Below are 16,315 nucleotides of genomic sequence, written 5' to 3' on the forward strand. Positions count from 1 at the left end.
CTGCCCTGCTCGGCAGCGCCGGACTCGGGCGCCCTCACGGGGAGCCGGGTGCCGGCCCAGGAGCGGCTCCCCGGTCCTCGTCCGGGGCCGGCACCGCCCGGCGCACCGGCAGCGGATACGGCGGGGGAGTGCCGCCGAACTCCGGACACACGGCCTGGTGGTCGCACCAGCCGCAGAGCTTGGTGGGGCGCGGCCGCCAGTCACCGGTCTCCGTGGCCAGCCGGATCGCCTCCCACAGCGCGTGCAGCTTCCGCTCGACGCGCTCCAGGTCGGCGGGGACCGGGTCGTACGTCAGGACGTCACCGCTGCCCAGATAGACGAGCTGGAGGCGGCGCGGGACGACCTGCTTCAGCCGCCAGACCACGAGGGCGTAGAACTTCATCTGGAACAGGGCGCCCTCCGCGTACTCCGGGCGCGGGGCCTTGCCCGTCTTGTAGTCGACGATCCTCACATCGCCGGACGGGGTCACGTCGACACGGTCGATGATGCCGCGCAGCTTCAGGCCCGAGTCCAGCTGGGCCTCCACGAACAGTTCGCGCTCGGCCGGTTCGAGACGCGTCGGGTCCTCCAGGGTGAACCAGCGCTCCACCAGCTGCTCCGCCTCGGTCAGCCAGCGGGCCAGCCGCTCGCCCGCCGCCTTCTCGTCGGCGTCCGCGAACAGCTCGGCGAGCTCCGGCTTCGCCTCGCGCAGCCGGTCCCACTGGCCGGGGATCAGCGACTTCGCGCGCGGCGCGGTCCGCTCGGTGGCCGGCGCGTCGAAGAGCCGCTCCAGCACCGCGTGCACCAGCGTGCCCCGGGTGGCCGCCTCGCTCGGCTTCTCGGGCAGCTTGTCGATCACCCGGAAGCGGTACAGCAACGGGCACTGCATGAAGTCCCCGGCCCGGGAGGGCGACAACGAGGCCGGCGGCACGGCGACGGTGACGCGGGCGGGCTCGGCGACCACGACCGGGTCGGCCGCGGGGGCGGACGGGGCTTGGACCGGCACGTCCGCGGACTCGGCCGAGGTGCCCGTCGGCTCGGGTTGCGGGCCTGCCTGAGCCACGCCGTCAGTGCTGGTTTCCATGACGACAGACCTTACGGGCCGCCACTGACAGTGCGACACACGGTGACCTGCCCGCGACCGCCACGGAGTGGGAAACAGAGGGGGTGCCGGGGCCGAACACGACACGACGGCCGCATACCATCGACCACAGGACCTCTCGCTGCATGATCGCGAGCGGGAGACGCGTCGAACGAGGGGACATCGTGGACGAGAGCGGCGGGAGCGGGCAGCCGCGATCCGGCACGGACGAGGCGGACGAGCGCCGCACGGGTCGGCCGAGCCCCGGCGATCCGGCCACCTCGACGGCCCGGCCGCACTCCGACGAGGAGCCGCACGACACCGACGCCCAGGCGAAACCCCGGCCGGAGGCAGACACGACAGCGGCAGCGGATGCGCAGCAGCCGGACCAGAACCAGGGAACCCCGGAGGACCCGGCGAACGACCGGGCCGCTGGAGCCGCTGGAGCCGCTGGAGCCGCTGGAGCCGCTGGAGCCGCTGGAGCCGCTGGAGCCGCTGGAGCCGCTGGAGCCGCTGGAGCCGCTGGAGCCGCTGGAGACGGAGAAGCGCGGGCGGATGTGCCGTCGGCCGATCTGCGGAAGGCGCCCACTCCACCGGCCGCCTCACCGCCCACTTCACCGGCCGCCCCTGACCCCCGCACCGACGACCCCACGCCCGGGCAGCCCCACGACGCCCACCGTTCCGAGGCGCACACCCCGCCTGCCAAATCCAAGTCAGGGCGGAAGCGGGGCTCGTCCTCCCGGCGTGGCAAGGATCCGGGCGGCGGTCTGCTGATGGGACGCCCCTTCGGCGTCCCCGTGTACGTGGCGCCCAGCTGGTTCCTCGTCGCCGCGCTCATCACCTGGGTCTTCGGCGGCCAGCTCGACCGGGTTCTGCCCGAACTCGGCATGGCCCGCTACCTCGTCTCGCTCTTCTTCGCGGTCGCCTTCTACGCCTCCGTACTCGTCCACGAACTGGCCCACACGGTGGCCGCCCTGCGCTTCAAACTGCCGGTGCGCCGCATTCAGCTGCAGTTCTTCGGTGGCGTCTCGGAGATCGAGAAGGAGTCCGAGACCCCTGGCCGCGAGTTCGTCCTCGCCTTCGTCGGCCCCCTGCTCTCGCTGATCCTCGGCGGCCTCTTCTACCTCGCCCTGCAGGCAGTCGAGCCGGGCACGGTCCCGGGCGTCCTGCTGGCCGGCCTGATGATTTCGAACCTGATCGTCGCCGCGTTCAACCTGCTCCCCGGCCTGCCCCTGGACGGCGGCCGGATGCTCAGGGCCGTCGTCTGGAAGATCACCGGCAAGCCGATGAGCGGCACGATCGCCGCCGCCTGGGTCGGCCGCGCGCTGGCGATCTCCGTACTCGTCGGACTGCCCCTGCTCACCCAGTCCGGGGCGCTCGGCGCCGACGCCGAGGACATCGGCGGCATGGACACCGTCATGGACGCCCTGCTCGCCGCGATCCTGGCCGCGATCATCTGGACCGGCGCCGGGAACAGCCTGCGCATGGCCCGTCTGCGCGAACACCTGCCCGAGCTCAGGGCTCGGGCCCTGACCCGCCGCGCGGTGCCCGTGGAGACCAACACCCCGCTCTCGGAGGCGCTGCGCCGGGCAAACGACGCCGGCGCGCGCGCCCTGGTCGTGGTCGACCCCGACGGCGAACCCCTCTCCCTGGTCCGCGAGGCCGCCATCGTCGGCGTACCGGAACACCGCCGCCCCTGGGTCGCCGTCAGCGGCCTAGCCCAGGACCTGACGGACGGCATGCGCGTCTCCGCCGAACTGGCCGGAGAGGAGCTCCTGGACGCCCTGCGAGCCGCCCCCGCGACCGAGTACCTGGTGGTGGAGGACTCCGGCGAGATCTACGGAGTCCTCTCGGCAGCAGACGTCGAGCGAGCCTTCGTCAAGGCAATGGCCCGCCCCAACTGAGAACCGAGCCCGCGCTTGGCGCCCCGCAAGGGGCGCGGGGAACGGCGCGCCCAGCCACGAGGCACCCGCAGATTCCCACGAACCCCGAGCGGTCAGAGCGCCTCGCAGGGACCGGTAGGCTGTTCACATGTCCGAACCGACCGGTGCCGCCCGCCGACGTGGGCCCTTCAAGGTCGGGGACCAGGTTCAGCTGACCGACCCCAAGGGCCGCCACTACACGTTCACGCTCGAAGCGGGGAAGAACTTCCACACCCACAAGGGTTCCTTCCCGCACGACGAGCTGATCGGCGCTCCCGAGGGCAGCGTTGTCCGCACCACGGGGAACGTCGCCTATCTGGCACTGCGCCCCCTGCTCCCCGACTACGTCCTGTCCATGCCCCGCGGCGCCGCCGTGGTCTACCCCAAGGACGCGGGGCAGATCCTGGCCTTCGCCGACATCTTCCCCGGCGCACGCGTCGTGGAAGCGGGCGTGGGCTCCGGCTCGCTCAGCAGTTTCCTGCTGCGCGCCATCGGCGACCAGGGCATGCTGCACTCCTACGAGCGCCGCGAGGACTTCGCCGAGATCGCCCAGCAGAACGTGGAGCGCTACTTCGGCGGCCCGCACCCCGCCTGGCAGCTCACCGTCGGCGACCTCCAGGACAACCTCAGCGACACCGAGGTCGACCGCGTCATCCTCGACATGCTGGCCCCGTGGGAGTGCCTGGAGGCCGTCTCCAAGGCGCTCGTCCCCGGCGGCATCGTCTGCTGCTACGTGGCGACCACCACCCAGCTCGCCCGGACCGTCGAGTCCATCCGCGAGATCGGCTGCTTCAACGAGCCGAGCGCCTGGGAGTCGATGATCCGCAACTGGCACATCGAGGGCCTGGCCGTCCGCCCGGACCACCGGATGATCGGGCACACCGGCTTCCTGCTCACCGCCCGCCGCCTCGCGGACGGCGTCGAGCCGCCCATGCGCCGCCGCCGCCCCGCCAAGGGCGCGTACGGCGAGGACTACTCCGGTCCGAACGCCGACGGAGGCACCGGCCGCTGACCGACACAGGCGCCGGCCGCCGAGGCGGCCCTGTGCCGCGTACAACGCTCAAGCGTCGTGGCCGAGTTCCCGGGAGCACCTCGGGAACTCGGCCACGACGCTTTTCCCTTGACATCCCGCCAGTAACTCCGGACCCCCGCCGTTCCCTCACGGTGTGACGTGTGGCACCATGCTGGCCACCCCCACCGGCACAGCCCTCACAGGAGACACTTCCTAGTGCAGCAATCCGCCGTTCCGGAACTGGCACACACGCACACCCGTCCGATCCACTGGCTGGCCACGGCGACCGCCCTCGCCGGGGTGGTCGCGGCCTCCGGCTTCCTGCAGCCCGACCGGGCCACCGCCGCCCAGCACGGTCCCGAGGCGAGGACGGCCCCTGCCGCCGTGGCGCCCCCCGACCCGGCGGGCGTCGAATTCCCGATCGAGTGCGGCCCCACAGAGGCCGCCGTCCAGAGACAGGCCTCCGGCGATCTGGACGGCGACGGCCGCCCCGAGACGGTCGCCGTGGTCCGCTGCGAGACCGGCTTCGGCACCCCGCCCAGCGGTGTCTACGTCGTCACACGGTCCGCGGACGACCCGAAGCCCCGCGTCGTCGCCACGCTGGTCGCCCCGAAGGACCGCCTGAGCGTCAAGGATTTCGCCGTCCGTGACGCCACGATCACCGCGACCCTCCTCGGCTACTCGTCGCGCGACGTGCCGAGTTGCTGTCCGGACGTGACCGAGCGCGCCAAGTGGCAGTGGAAGAACGGCGCGTTCGTCCGCTCGACGCCGTCCGAGGCCCACAGCGTGTGAGACAGCGGCCAGGCGTGAGAAATCAGACAATTCGTTACGCGGAGTGGCTTTACGGTCACTCCGCGTCGGGGCCGTAGACCTCGACCCTGTCCGAAACGCGACGTACATGGATGCAGTCGCCCGGGCACTCCTTCGCGGAGTCGGCGACATCACGCAGAAGCGTCAGCGGTACGGGCGTTGTGGCGCCCGGGGCCTGCAGGAGTTCGTCCTGGGAGCTCTTCACGTAGGCCAGGCCGTCGATGTCCAGCTCGAAGACCTCGGGGGCGTACTGGGCGCAGATTCCGTCGCCGGTACAGAGGTCCTGGTCGATCCAGACCTCGAGCCCCTCGCCGTCGACTGCGGCCTCCTGCTGCACGGTCGTTTCTCCTGCCGTTTCCTGCGCCGAGCGATCCGAAGACTTGGGAATCGGGCCAGCTCTGGCGGGTGTTGAACACTTCGACCCTACCTCCGTCGGCTTCCCAATCATGTTGTGTGGGTATTCCACTGGCGTGAGGGAGAGCGCAAGGGTGAAGATCGGACACACCTCGACCGTCTTTGTGATCTAGGGGTTTCAATCGACACCCACCCAGGTAGGGTCTGGAAGCGTCCAGCTCCCCTTGGAGGAGGTGAGGACCGTGGCAGCCCACGACGACGACATGAACCGCGGCATCCGCCCGGGACGAGGGTCCGACGACCCGTCCGGGCAGATTGCCTACCTTGAGCAGGAGATCGCCGTCCTGCGACGCAAGCTCGCCGACTCTCCGCGACACACGAGGATTCTCGAAGAGCGGATCGTCGAGCTGCAGACCAACCTGGCCGGCGTGTCCGCGCAGAACGAGCGGCTCGCCAACACCCTCCGAGAGGCCCGCGACCAGATCGTGGCACTCAAGGAGGAGGTCGACCGGCTCGCACAGCCGCCGGCCGGCTTCGGTGTCTTCCTCGTGGCGAACGAGGACGGCACGGCCGACATCTTCACCGGGGGCCGCAAGCTCCGGGTGAACGTCAGCCCCAGCGTCGAGCTCGAAGAGCTCAGGCGCGGCCAGGAAGTGATGCTCAACGAAGCCCTCAACGTGGTCGAGGCCATGGAGTACGAGAGCGTCGGCGACATCGTCACCCTCAAGGAGATCCTCGAGGACGGCGAGCGCGCCCTCGTGGTGGGGCACACCGACGAGGAAAGGGTGGTGCGGCTCGCCGAGCCGCTGATGGATGTCACCATCCGCCCCGGCGACGCCCTGCTGCTCGAACCCCGCTCAGGCTATGTCTACGAGGTCGTTCCGAAGAGCGAGGTCGAGGAGCTCGTCCTCGAAGAGGTCCCGGACATCGGCTACGAGCAGATCGGCGGTCTGGGCGGCCAGATCGAGATGATCCGCGACGCGGTCGAGCTCCCGTACCTCTACCCCGACCTGTTCAAGGAGCACGAACTGCGGCCGCCCAAGGGCGTACTGCTGTACGGGCCCCCCGGATGCGGCAAGACGCTCATCGCCAAGGCCGTCGCCAACTCGCTGGCCAAGAAGGTCGCCGAGGTGACCGGACAGGCCACGGGCAAGAGCTTCTTCCTCAACATCAAGGGTCCCGAGCTCCTCAACAAGTACGTCGGTGAGACCGAGCGGCAGATCCGCCTCGTCTTCCAGCGTGCTCGTGAGAAGGCCAGCGAGGGCACCCCCGTCATCGTCTTCTTCGACGAGATGGAGTCCCTCTTCCGCACCCGTGGATCGGGTGTCAGCTCGGACGTGGAGAACACCATCGTCCCGCAGCTGCTCGCCGAGATCGACGGCGTGGAGGGCCTGCAGAACGTGGTGGTGATCGGCGCCTCGAACCGCGAGGACATGATCGACCCCGCGATCCTGCGTCCCGGCCGTCTCGACGTGAAGATCAAGATCGAGCGTCCGGACGCCGAGGCGGCCAAGGACATCTTCGCCAAGTACCTCACCGAGCGCCTCCCGCTGCACTCCGACGACGTCGGCGAGCACGGCGGCAGCAAGACCACCACGGTCCAGAGCATGATCCAGACCGCCGTCGAGCACATGTACACCGAGTCCGAGGAGAACCGCTTCCTCGAGGTCACGTACGCCAACGGCGACAAGGAAGTCCTGTACTTCAAGGACTTCAACTCCGGCGCCATGATCGAGAACATCGTCGGCCGCGCCAAGAAGATGGCGATCAAGGACTTCCTCGAGCACAACCAGAAGGGTCTGCGGGTCTCCCACCTGCTCCAGGCCTGCGTGGACGAGTTCAAGGAGAACGAGGACCTGCCGAACACCACGAACCCGGACGACTGGGCCCGTATCTCCGGAAAGAAGGGCGAACGGATCGTTTACATCCGTACGCTCATCACCGGAAAGCAGGGCGCGGACACCGGACGCTCCATCGACACGGTGGCGAACACCGGTCAGTACCTGTAAAAGACAGGGTGGCTGCGGGTGCCCTCACTGGGTACCCGCAGCCGACTGTTTTCCAGGGCACAGCTGGAGCTGAGCAATGACGCAAATGATCTCCCCACCAGCGCAAAGGCGCTCTAGGCTCTTCGGTACCGCCGAGTCGCGCAGTGCGGGGACGGGCACCGCACACGCACCGGAGCGCCAGCGGTACTTGAGCGGCGTCCCCGACCGAGGACGCCGCCGGGCAAGGAGGGCCGCATGACCGTACGGCGAGTAATGGGCATCGAGACGGAGTACGGGATCTCCGTCCCCGGCCACCCCAACGCCAATGCCATGCTCACCTCGTCCCAGATCGTCAACGCCTACGCGGCGGCGATGCACCGGGCCCGGCGGGCCCGCTGGGACTTCGAGGAGGAGAACCCGCTGCGGGACGCGCGGGGCTTCGACCTCGCCCGCGAAGCCGCCGACTCCAGTCAGCTCACGGACGAGGACATCGGCCTCGCCAATGTCATCCTCACCAACGGGGCGCGGCTGTACGTGGACCACGCACACCCGGAGTACAGCTCTCCCGAGGTGACCAATCCGATGGACGCCGTCCTGTGGGACAAGGCCGGCGAGCGCATCATGGCGGAGGCCGCGGAGCGCGCGGCCCAGCTGCCCGGCGCCCAGCCGATCCACCTCTACAAGAACAACACCGACAACAAGGGCGCCTCGTACGGCACGCACGAGAACTACCTGATGAAGCGGGAGACCCCCTTCTCGGACATCGTGCGCCACCTCACGCCGTTCTTCGTCTCACGCCAGGTCGTCACCGGAGCGGGCCGCGTCGGTATCGGTCAGGACGGGCACGAGCACGGCTTCCAGCTCAGCCAGCGCGCCGACTACTTCGAGGTCGAGGTGGGCCTCGAAACCACTCTGAAGCGCCCGATCATCAACACGCGTGACGAGCCGCACGCGGACGCCGAGAAGTACCGCCGCCTGCACGTGATCATCGGCGACGCGAACCTCTCGGAGATCTCGACCTATCTCAAGCTCGGCACGACCGCCCTCGTCCTGTCGATGATCGAGGACGGCTTCATCGCCGTGGACCTCGCCGTGGACCAGCCGGTGCGCACGCTGCACCAGGTCTCGCACGACCCGACACTCAAGCGCCTGATCACGCTCCGTAGTGGCCGGACACTCACCGCCGTCCAGCTGCAGATGGAGTACTTCGAGCTGGCGCGCAAGTACGTCGAGGAGCGGTTCGGCGCGGACGCGGACGAGCAGACCAAGGACGTACTCACTCGTTGGGAGGACGTCCTGGGGCGCCTGGAGAGCGATCCCATGAGCCTGGCGGGCGAACTGGACTGGGTGGCCAAGCGGGAGCTCATGGAGGGCTACCGGCGCCGTGACAGCCTCGAATGGGACGCCGCACGGCTGCACCTGGTCGACCTCCAGTACGCCGACGTGCGCTCGGAGAAGGGCCTCTACAACCGTCTCGTGGCCCGCGGCAGGATGAAGCGCCTGCTGGACGAGACGGACGTGGAGCGGGCCCGGACGAAGCCGCCGGAGGACACACGCGCGTACTTCCGCGGGCGCTGTCTGGAGCAGTACGCGGACGACGTCGCGGCGGCCTCCTGGGACTCGGTGATCTTCGATCTGCCGGGCCGGGACTCGCTCCAGCGGGTCCCAACCCTCGAGCCGCTTCGCGGAACGCGTAATCACGTCAAGGAGCTCCTCGACCGCTGTCGTACGGCGGAAGACCTGGTCAGGGTCCTTTCGGGCGGCTGATCCGGCCGCCGTGGCCCTCGGGCCGATGCGGCAGGGCGAGGTGGAAAGAGGCGGCGTCCGGGAATCATCGAGGTGGCCCCCGGACGTTGTAGCAACTGCGGGGCCGATGTCGGACCCTGCTTGTAGGGTCTGATCAAGAACGTCGAACCGAGCGGGGTGAGGGTTATGGCGACCAAGGACACCGGCGGCGGACAGCAGAAGGCGACGCGCAACACCGAAGAGGTCGAGGAGGCGCCCGAGGCGCAGGCATCCGAAGACCTCAAGGAGCGCCAGGAGAAGCTGTCGGACGATGTCGACTCCGTACTGGACGAGATCGACGACGTCCTCGAGGAGAACGCAGAGGACTTCGTGCGTTCCTTCGTCCAAAAGGGCGGAGAGTAACCCCGGTTGTCCGCCCCGGAGTCGGCCCGTTCCATCGGGTCGGCGCCGGGACGGATGACTGGCGTGGGTACGGGTATGGTCCGTGCACAGATTTGATGATCGGCTCGGCCGTCCCCGGCGGGCCGCCGCCTACGTGGAAGGACATCGCGTGGAAGCCAACCCTCGTAGCACCGGGCGTCTGCCGGCTGCCTTCCTGACGCCCGGCTCGTCCTCGTTCATGGACTTCCTGTCCGAACACCAGCCGGCCATTCTCCCGGGCAACCGGCAGTTGCCGCCCATGAAGGGTGTCATCGAGGCACCGCACGGGACCACGATCGTGGCCGCCACGTTCCCCGGCGGTGTCGTGCTCGCGGGTGACCGTCGGGCCACCATGGGCAACATGATCGCCCAGCGCGACATCGAGAAGGTCTTCCCGGCCGACGAGTACTCGGCGGTGGGCATCGCCGGTACGGCCGGTCTGGCCGTGGAGATGGTGAAGCTGTTCCAGCTGGAGCTGGAGCACTTCGAGAAGGTGGAGGGCGCCACGCTCTCCCTGGAGGGCAAGGCGAACCGCCTCTCCACGATGATCCGGTCCAACCTCGGCATGGCCATGCAGGGCCTGGCCGTGGTCCCGCTCTTCGCGGGGTACGACGTGGACCGCGAGAGGGGCCGCATCTTCTCGTACGACGTGACGGGCGGCCGCTCCGAGGAACACGGCTTCGCGGCCACGGGCTCCGGCTCGATCTTCGCCCGCGGCGCCATGAAGAAGCTCTACAGCAAGGACCTGACCGAAGACCAGGCCACGACGCTCGTCGTACAGGCGCTGTACGACGCGGCCGACGACGACTCGGCGACCGGTGGTCCCGATGTCGCCCGCCGGATCTACCCGATCGTCACCGTGATCACCGCAGACGGATTCCGCCGCCTCACCGACGACGAGTCCTCCGAGATCGCCCGCTCGATCCTTGAGCGGCGCCTTGAGCAGCCCGACGGCCCACGGGCCGCGCTGCTCTGACAGCGGACCTCTTGTCAAGGTGATCGAGTGACTTCCACAGAAAGGGACGGATAGCCGGTGTCGACGCCGTTCTATGTATCACCCCAGCAGGCCATGGCCGACCGGGCGGAATACGCCCGCAAGGGCATCGCCCGTGGCCGCAGCCTCGTCGTGCTGCAGTTCGCCGACGGCATCGTGTTCGTCGGCGAGAACCCGTCCCGTGCGCTGCACAAGTTCAGCGAGATCTATGACCGGATCGGTTTCGCTGCCGCAGGCAAATACAACGAATACGAGAACCTCCGGATCGGCGGCGTCCGTTACGCCGACCTCCGGGGCTACACCTACGACCGTGACGACGTGACCGCCCGTGGTCTCGCCAACGTCTACGCCCAGACCCTCGGCACGATCTTCTCCTCCGCGGCGGAGAAGCCGTACGAGGTGGAGCTGGTCGTCGCCGAGGTGGGGGAGACCCCCGAGGGCGACCAGATCTACCGCCTTCCGCACGACGGGTCGATCGTGGACGAGCACGGCTCGGTCGCGGTCGGCGGCAACGCCGAGCAGATCAGTACGTACCTGGACCAGCAGCACCAGGACGGGATGTCGCTCGCCGAGGCGCTGAAGCTGGCCGTTCAGGCGCTGTCGCGCGACACGAACGGTACGGAGCGGGAGATTCCCGCGGAGCGGCTGGAGGTTGCGGTGCTGGACCGGACGCGGCCGCAGCAGCGGAAGTTCAAGCGGATTACCGGGCGGCAGCTCGGGCGGTTGTTGGAGGAGGGTGGGGCGTCCACGGCCGCGGAGGCCGAGGACCCGGAGGACGAGGAGTGACCTCCTCGACCTGATTGAACCTTGTGTGCCCCCGGCCTTTTGCAGGCCGGGGGCACACGGTGTTTCGGGGCTGCGGGAGGTGTTCTGTGTGCGGGTCCGTCGGGGCTGGTCGCGTAGTTCCCCGCGCCCTTTGGGGGGGCAGAGGTCGGTGGTCGTGTGCGGGTTGTTCTGGGCTGAGCGCGCCGTTCCCCGCGCCTCTGATGGTGTACGGGCCGGTGGGCCGTGTGCGGGCTGTGGTGGGTTGAGCGCGTAGTTCCCCGCGCCCCTTACGGGGCTGCTGGTGGGGCTGTGGAGGCTCGGATTATCAGGTGTACCGGGATGTCCTCGGCGGTGGGCTCGCGGGCGTTCAGGACGGCCAGGAGGGCTTCCATGCCGCGTTCGCCGAAGAGGTCGGCGTCCAGGCGGACCGTGGTGAGTTCCGGGTCGAGGGCCGTGGCGAGGGCCAGGTCGTCGAGGCCGGTGACGGAGAGGTCGTCGGGGATGCGCAGGCCCAGGCGCCGGGCGGCCTTGTAGGCGCCCGCGGCCAGCTTGTCGTCGTCGCAGACCACGGCGGTGGGGCGGGGGCCGGGCGCGGCCAGGGCGGTCTCGGCGGCGGCCAGGGCGCCCTCGATGGAGATCGGGGCCGGGGCCGTGCGGAGCTCCGTGCCGGGGACCGCGGACAGGCGCTCGGTGAGTTCGCGGGCGCGAATGTCGAAGGTCCAGGACGGGATGTCCGCCGCCAGGTGCAGGAAACGGCGGTGCCCCAAGCCCAGCAGATGCTCCGCGACCTGTCGTACGCCGTCGCGGATGTCGAGGTTGACCGTTGCCGCGCCCGTGCTGCCCGCCGGATCGCTGTCGAGCATCACCAGGGGCAACTGGTCGCCGCGGATCGCCGTGAGGGCGTCGGCGGCCATGGAGGAGGCGATGACGCCGTCCAGGGCGGCCTGTGCGGAAGCGAAGGGGTCCCGGGCCGGACCGATGCCCTCGGGGGAGGGGTAGAGCACCACTCCGAAGCCGTGCTCGGCCGCCACCCGGGCCGCCCCCGTGTAGACGCCGGCGAAGAACTCGGTCGTCAGGGCGGGCACCACCAGCAGGACCGTACGTGTGCTGCCCAGGCGCAGATTGCGGGCCGCCAGGTTCGGCCGGTAGCCGAGCTCGCGCGCGGCCTCCCGTACGCGCTCCGCCGTGGGCTCGGAGACCCGCCCGCGCCACTTGTCGCCGAGCACCAGGGAAACGGCCGCCTGGGACACTCCCGCGGCCTGGGCGACGTCACGGCTCGTGGGGCGGGGGCTGCCTGCTGCCACCGGTGACCTGTCTTTCTGCTGGACTCGCGGACAGCGCACATGGTACGTATGACGAGCGAAGTTATACGTAACACTTCCGAGGCCTCCGACGGCGCGGACGGGAAAACTCGGGCATTCTGGATCCGAAAGGGGCGGGGCATGGCCACCGGTTATCTGGAGATCCTCCGGGCGAAACACGCCATGCGGCTGCTCGTCGGCACCCTGGTGGGCCGGCTGCCGAACGCGACCTCCGCGATCGCCATCGTGCTGTTCATCCGCGCGGAGGGCGGCAGCTACAGCCTCGCCGGAGCGCTCGCCGCGGTCTACGGAGTGGCCAACGCCGTGGGCCAGCCGCTACTCGGCCGTCTGGTGGACCTTCACGGCCAGCCGCGGATCCAGCTGCCCGCCGCGCTCGTCTCCGCCCTCGCCACCACCGTGTTCGCCCTCACCGGCACCGAGGCGCTCCCGCTCGCGTACGCCCTCATAGCCGCCGCCGGACTCTTCACGCCGCCCCTGGAGGGCGGTCTGCGGGCGCTGTGGCCCTCCGTCCTCCGCAAGGAGGACCAGGTGCACACGGCGTACGCGATGGACGCGGTGGCGCAGGAAGTCATGTTCACCGTCGGGCCGTTGCTCGTGACGCTGTGCGTGTCCCTGTGGTCCGCCCAGGCCGCGCTGATCATCCTCAACGTCATCGGGGTGCTGGGCGCGCTCTCCGTGGTCGTCTCGCGGCCCTCGCGCGCGTGGCGTTCGGCGCCGCGCGAGGCGCACTGGCTCGGCGCGCTGCGCTCGCCCGGACTCATCGCCCTGCTCGGCGCGTTCCTTTTTGTCGGAATGGCGCTCGGAGCCATCACGGTCGCGAGCGTGTCGTACGCCGACGACCACGGCGGCGACGCGACATACGGCTGGCTGATGTCCGCCATCGGGCTCGGCGCGCTCGTCGGGGGCACGGTCTACGGGGCGCGGCAGTGGGGCGGCGCGCCGGAGCGGCGACTGCGCGTGCTCGTCGCCCTTCTGGCGGTCTGTTATCTGCCGCTGATGCTCATGCCGGGTGTGGTCGCCATGACGGCGCTGATGGCCCTTGCCGGAGTCTTCCTCGCACCCTGTATCGCCTGCGCGTTCATCCTCGTCGACCGGCACGCGCCGAAGGGCACGGTCACCGAGGCGTTCTCCTGGCTTGTGACGACGTTCACCGTGGGAGCGTCCGTCGGGACGGGCCTCGCGGGACCGGTCATCGAGTGGGGCGGAGCCGTCCGGGGCTTCGCCGTATCGGCTGTCGCGGGAGGCGCCGCGCTGCTCGTTCTGCTGGCCACGGGGCGGGTCCTCGCAGCTACGGGCGGGGGCACGGTGGTCGAGGGCGGTTCGGAAAATGATCGAAACGGTGCCCCCGAACCCCGTTTCAGCACAGGCCATCAGGCGTAATGTTCAGTCATGGACCGCCGCATTTTCGGGCTGGAGAACGAGTACGGCGTCACGTGTACGTTCAGGGGACAGCGACGCCTGTCTCCCGACGAGGTGGCGCGGTACCTCTTCCGCCGTGTCGTGTCATGGGGCCGCAGCAGCAATGTCTTTCTGCGAAACGGCGCCCGCCTCTATCTCGACGTGGGATCACATCCGGAATACGCGACACCCGAATGTGACAACGTGACGGAACTGGTCACCCACGACAAGGCCGGCGAGCGCATTCTGGAAGGACTCCTGGTAGACGCCGAACGACGCCTGCACGAGGAAGGAATCGCGGGCGACGTCTACCTCTTCAAGAACAACACCGACTCGGCGGGCAACTCCTACGGCTGCCACGAGAACTATCTGGTGGCCCGTCACGGGGAGTTCTCCCGGCTCGCGGACATCCTCATTCCGTTCCTCGTCACGAGGCAGCTCCTCTGCGGTGCTGGCAAGGTGCTGCAGACCCCGCGTGGTGCCGTGTACTGCGTCAGCCAGCGGGCCGAGCACATCTGGGAGGGCGTCTCCTCGGCGACGACCCGCTCCCGGCCGATCATCAACACCCGGGACGAACCGCACGCGGACGCCGAGCGCTACCGCCGGCTGCACGTCATCGTCGGCGACTCGAACATGTCCGAGACGACCATGCTCCTCAAGGTCGGCGCCACCGACCTCGTGCTGCGCATGATCGAGGCGGGCACGGTGATGCGCGACCTGACCCTGGAGAATCCGATCCGGGCCATCCGCGAGGTCAGCCACGACATCACGGGCCGCCGCAAGGTGCGCCTGGCCAGCGGCCGCGAGGCCTCGGCTCTCGAGGTGCAGCGCGAGTACTACGAGAAGGCAGTGGACTTCGTCGAGCGCCGCGGTATCCGTACGGGCGTCGTCGACCAGGTCCTGGAGCTCTGGGGCCGCACGCTCGACTCGATCGAGTCCGAGGACCTCGACCGGATCGGTACCGAAATCGACTGGGTGATGAAGTACAAGCTCATCGAGCGGTATCGCGCCAAGCACAACATGACGATGTCGCATCCGCGTGTCGCTCAGATAGACCTCGCCTACCACGACATCCACCGTCGCCGAGGTCTCTACTACCTGCTGGAGAAGCGGGGCCAAGCCGCCCGGATCTGCAACGACTTGAAGATCTTCGAGGGCAAGTCCGTACCGCCGCAGACCACTAGGGCCCGGCTGCGCGGCGACTTCATCCGGCGCGCCCAGGAACAGCGTCGTGATTTCACCGTCGACTGGGTCCACCTGAAGCTCAACGACCAGGCACAGCGCACCGTGTTGTGCAAGGACCCGTTCCGTTCCGTCGACGACCGGGTGGAGAAGCTCATCGCCGGAATGTGAGTCATGACGCGTTCGGGAGTGTTTCCGGAACGCAACGCGGGGCGCCGTACGTTTTCCGTACGGCGCCCTTCTCACGTCGTAGAGTTGCGCGCACGCCATCAACCAAGATCGACCGATACGAGGCCCCCACCGTGCGCCGACGCTCACTTCTTCTCGCCGTCCCCGCTGGACTGGTCACTCTCGCCGGATGCGGTGACGACGACAAGTCGGACAAGGCCAAGTCCAGCGACAGCCCGTCCCCATCGGCTTCGCCCTCGGCCTCGGCGCCCCCGCCGCCGAAGATCGTCGACGGACCGCTGCCGGGCATCACCGGCGGTGAGAAGTTCGGTGAGAAGCCCACCGTCGCCAAGGGCAGCGGTGACCCCTCGAAGGACCTCGCGGTCGAGACGGTCATCGTCGGCACCGGCCGGACGGTCGCGGAGAACGACTTCGTCCAGGCCCACTACCTGGGCCAGATCTGGTCCTCGGCGAAGGTCTTCGACAACTCCTTCGACCGCAAGACGCCGCTGGTCATCCAGCTCGCCCAGGGCCAGATCATCGACGGCTGGCGCTATGCCCTGGCGGGCAAGAAGGTCGGCAGCCGCGTCGAGATGGCCGTGCCCCCGACCTGGGGCTACGGCACGTCGGGCAACGCGCAGGCGGGCATCAAGGGCACCGACACGCTGGTCTTCGTGGTGGACATCCAGGAGGCGTTCAACGGCAAGAGCTCCGCCAAGGGCACGGCCGTCGCCCAGGACAACATCGACCTGCCGAAGGTCGGCACCAACACCGACGGCAAGGCCCCCTCCATCGAGGTGCCGAAGAAGGCCGCGCCGAAGAAGCTCGTCGCGAACTACATCCTGGAGGGTGACGGGGACGAGGTCGCCGAGAGCGACAGCCTCCTCGTCCAGTACAAGGGCGTGCTGTGGGCGGACGGCAAGGAGTTCGACTCCTCGTACAGCCGCGGGCAGCTCACGTCGTTCCCGCTCGCACAGGTCGTGAAGGGCTGGGCGCAGGGTCTGACCGGCAAGAAGGTCGGCAGCCGGGTCCTCATCGTCATTCCGCCGGCGCTGGGCTACGGAGACAACCCGCCGCAGGGCAGCAGCATCAAGAAGGACTCGGTGCTCGTCTTCTCCGTGGACATCCTCGCGAAGATGTAACCCCTTCGGGAATGCAAGACTGTCCGCGTTGC

General features: G+C 69.0%; 14 protein-coding genes. 11 read left to right on the forward strand and 3 right to left on the reverse strand.

Translation table 11 applies throughout. From position 1 onward, the window contains the following. Positions 1 to 34: 34 nt before the first annotated feature. The gene (locus JEQ17_RS37165) at positions 35 to 1,063 is read right to left on the reverse strand and encodes a RecB family exonuclease (protein ID WP_234048504.1); all 1,029 of its coding nucleotides are present in this window, start codon (positions 1,061 to 1,063) and stop codon (positions 35 to 37) included. Positions 1,064 to 1,245: 182 nt separating this feature from the next. Here JEQ17_RS37165 and JEQ17_RS37170 point away from each other — a divergent pair, with 182 nt between their 5' ends. The 3 genes from JEQ17_RS37170 (at position 1,246) to JEQ17_RS37180 (ending at position 4,786) form a co-directional block, all read left to right on the forward strand. Then, positions 1,246 to 2,964, forward strand: coding sequence for a site-2 protease family protein (locus tag JEQ17_RS37170; RefSeq protein ID WP_200401915.1), 1,719 nt, complete (start codon positions 1,246 to 1,248; stop codon positions 2,962 to 2,964). A gap of 127 nt (positions 2,965 to 3,091) precedes the next feature. After that, positions 3,092 to 3,994, forward strand: a complete 903-nt coding sequence (locus JEQ17_RS37175; RefSeq protein WP_200399346.1) for a tRNA (adenine-N1)-methyltransferase — start codon at positions 3,092 to 3,094, stop codon at positions 3,992 to 3,994. A 216-nt stretch (positions 3,995 to 4,210) separates the two neighbouring features. Continuing rightward, entirely contained in the window at positions 4,211 to 4,786 is a 576-nt protein-coding gene (locus JEQ17_RS37180; protein ID WP_200399347.1) for a hypothetical protein, read from the forward strand. Between the two features lie 55 nt (positions 4,787 to 4,841). Here JEQ17_RS37180 and JEQ17_RS37185 read toward each other — a convergent pair whose 3' ends face one another. Beyond that, complete coding sequence (locus JEQ17_RS37185; RefSeq protein WP_200399348.1) at positions 4,842 to 5,141, reverse strand: ferredoxin; 300 nt, start codon at positions 5,139 to 5,141, stop codon at positions 4,842 to 4,844. A 259-nt stretch (positions 5,142 to 5,400) separates the two neighbouring features. On the opposite strand from JEQ17_RS37185, the gene arc reads away from it, so the two are divergent. The 5 genes from arc to prcA all read left to right on the forward strand — a co-directional run bounded on the left by arc (position 5,401) and on the right by prcA (position 11,092). Beyond that, positions 5,401 to 7,167, forward strand: coding sequence for a proteasome ATPase (gene arc / locus JEQ17_RS37190; protein ID WP_055618381.1), 1,767 nt, complete (start codon positions 5,401 to 5,403; stop codon positions 7,165 to 7,167). Positions 7,168 to 7,401: 234 nt separating this feature from the next. Then, positions 7,402 to 8,913: a depupylase/deamidase Dop gene (gene dop, locus JEQ17_RS37195; protein WP_361892120.1), complete on the forward strand. Its 1,512-nt coding sequence runs from the start codon at positions 7,402 to 7,404 to the stop codon at positions 8,911 to 8,913. A gap of 165 nt (positions 8,914 to 9,078) precedes the next feature. Next, positions 9,079 to 9,294, forward strand: a complete 216-nt coding sequence (locus JEQ17_RS37200) for a ubiquitin-like protein Pup (RefSeq protein ID WP_030932625.1) — start codon at positions 9,079 to 9,081, stop codon at positions 9,292 to 9,294. A gap of 148 nt (positions 9,295 to 9,442) precedes the next feature. Beyond that, positions 9,443 to 10,288 (forward strand): proteasome subunit beta, encoded by an 846-nt coding sequence (prcB, locus tag JEQ17_RS37205; RefSeq protein ID WP_189840019.1) that lies wholly within the window; start codon positions 9,443 to 9,445, stop codon positions 10,286 to 10,288. Positions 10,289 to 10,345: 57 nt separating this feature from the next. After that, positions 10,346 to 11,092: a proteasome subunit alpha gene (prcA, locus tag JEQ17_RS37210; protein ID WP_200399349.1), complete on the forward strand. Its 747-nt coding sequence runs from the start codon at positions 10,346 to 10,348 to the stop codon at positions 11,090 to 11,092. A 266-nt stretch (positions 11,093 to 11,358) separates the two neighbouring features. On the opposite strand, the gene JEQ17_RS37215 is transcribed toward prcA, so the two are convergent. Beyond that, a complete protein-coding gene (locus tag JEQ17_RS37215) occupies positions 11,359 to 12,375 on the reverse strand; it encodes a LacI family DNA-binding transcriptional regulator (RefSeq protein ID WP_200399350.1) in 1,017 nt (338 codons plus the stop codon). Positions 12,376 to 12,513: 138 nt separating this feature from the next. On the opposite strand from JEQ17_RS37215, the gene JEQ17_RS37220 reads away from it, so the two are divergent. The 3 genes from JEQ17_RS37220 to JEQ17_RS37230 all read left to right on the forward strand — a co-directional run bounded on the left by JEQ17_RS37220 (position 12,514) and on the right by JEQ17_RS37230 (position 16,283). After that, on the forward strand, positions 12,514 to 13,773 hold the full coding sequence (locus tag JEQ17_RS37220) for an MFS transporter (protein WP_200399351.1): 1,260 nt from the start codon (positions 12,514 to 12,516) through the stop codon (positions 13,771 to 13,773). A 9-nt stretch (positions 13,774 to 13,782) separates the two neighbouring features. Next, the gene (pafA, locus tag JEQ17_RS37225; protein ID WP_143635636.1) at positions 13,783 to 15,144 is read left to right on the forward strand and encodes a Pup--protein ligase; all 1,362 of its coding nucleotides are present in this window, start codon (positions 13,783 to 13,785) and stop codon (positions 15,142 to 15,144) included. A gap of 131 nt (positions 15,145 to 15,275) precedes the next feature. Continuing rightward, positions 15,276 to 16,283, forward strand: coding sequence for an FKBP-type peptidyl-prolyl cis-trans isomerase (locus JEQ17_RS37230; RefSeq protein ID WP_200399352.1), 1,008 nt, complete (start codon positions 15,276 to 15,278; stop codon positions 16,281 to 16,283). Positions 16,284 to 16,315: the final 32 nt, after the last annotated feature.

Origin of the sequence: Streptomyces liliifuscus (genome assembly GCF_016598615.1) — a bacterium.
Taxonomy (GTDB): domain Bacteria; phylum Actinomycetota; class Actinomycetes; order Streptomycetales; family Streptomycetaceae; genus Streptomyces; species Streptomyces liliifuscus.

What these genes read in the sequence shown, in the direction of transcription:
- JEQ17_RS37220 (WP_200399351.1), top strand. Translation starts at nt 12,514, where the DNA reads ATGGCCACCGGTTATCTGGAGATCCTCCGGGCGAAACACGCCATGCGG.
- JEQ17_RS37175 (WP_200399346.1), top strand. Translation starts at nt 3,092, where the DNA reads ATGTCCGAACCGACCGGTGCCGCCCGCCGACGTGGGCCCTTCAAGGTC.
- JEQ17_RS37200 (WP_030932625.1), top strand. Translation starts at nt 9,079, where the DNA reads ATGGCGACCAAGGACACCGGCGGCGGACAGCAGAAGGCGACGCGCAAC.
- dop (WP_361892120.1), top strand. Translation starts at nt 7,402, where the DNA reads ATGACCGTACGGCGAGTAATGGGCATCGAGACGGAGTACGGGATCTCC.
- pafA (WP_143635636.1), top strand. Translation starts at nt 13,783, where the DNA reads ATGGACCGCCGCATTTTCGGGCTGGAGAACGAGTACGGCGTCACGTGT.
- JEQ17_RS37165 (WP_234048504.1), bottom strand. Translation starts at nt 1,063, where the DNA reads ATGGAAACCAGCACTGACGGCGTGGCTCAGGCAGGCCCGCAACCCGAG.